The sequence below is a fragment of the Rhodovulum viride genome, assembly GCF_003265965.1.
GTDB lineage: Bacteria > Pseudomonadota > Alphaproteobacteria > Rhodobacterales > Rhodobacteraceae > Rhodovulum > Rhodovulum kholense.
This window is the reverse complement of sequence record NZ_MUAV01000187.1, coordinates 1-449: the sequence shown is the minus strand read 5'-3', so window position 1 is coordinate 449 and position 449 is coordinate 1. Positions and strand designations below refer to the sequence as shown.

General features: G+C 72.8%; 1 protein-coding gene. It reads left to right on the top strand.

Features of this window, described 5'->3' with window-relative positions:
• Nucleotides 1–151 precede the first annotated feature (151 nt).
• Nucleotides 152–449, top strand: a 298-nt coding sequence (locus tag BYZ73_RS21770) for a phage head closure protein (RefSeq protein ID WP_112317609.1), incomplete at its 3' end; no start/stop codon positions are given.

Sequence of the window (449 nt, the reverse complement as noted above, 5' to 3'; positions counted from 1 at the left end):
ATCCGGTGGAGGGCGTGACGCTCAGCTATACCTGCGGGCTGCCTGCGGCGCAGCTCCGCGCGGCCGAGGTCGCGGTCAAGCTGTACCTGACGCATCTTTATGACGGGTCCGACCTGTCGCCCGCCTTCGGCGCGATGGTGGAGGCGCTTCGATGGCGCGCGGTCTGAGCGGGCCTGCGCTCGACCAGCGCGTCACCATCGAGCGGCTGTCCCGCACCCCGGACGGCATGGGCGGCGCGACCGAGAGCTGGGCGCCCGTCGCCACGGTCTGGGCGCAGGTCCTGCCCGTGCGCGGCGCCGAGAAGTGGGAGGCGATGCGGGTCTCGCCTGCGACGCGGATGAAGGTGCGGATACGCTGGCAGGGCGGGGCCGCTGGCCAGCCCTTCTGCACCCCCGCCGACCGGCTGGTCTGGCGCGGCCGGACCTACAATATCGAGAGCGCCTTGCCCC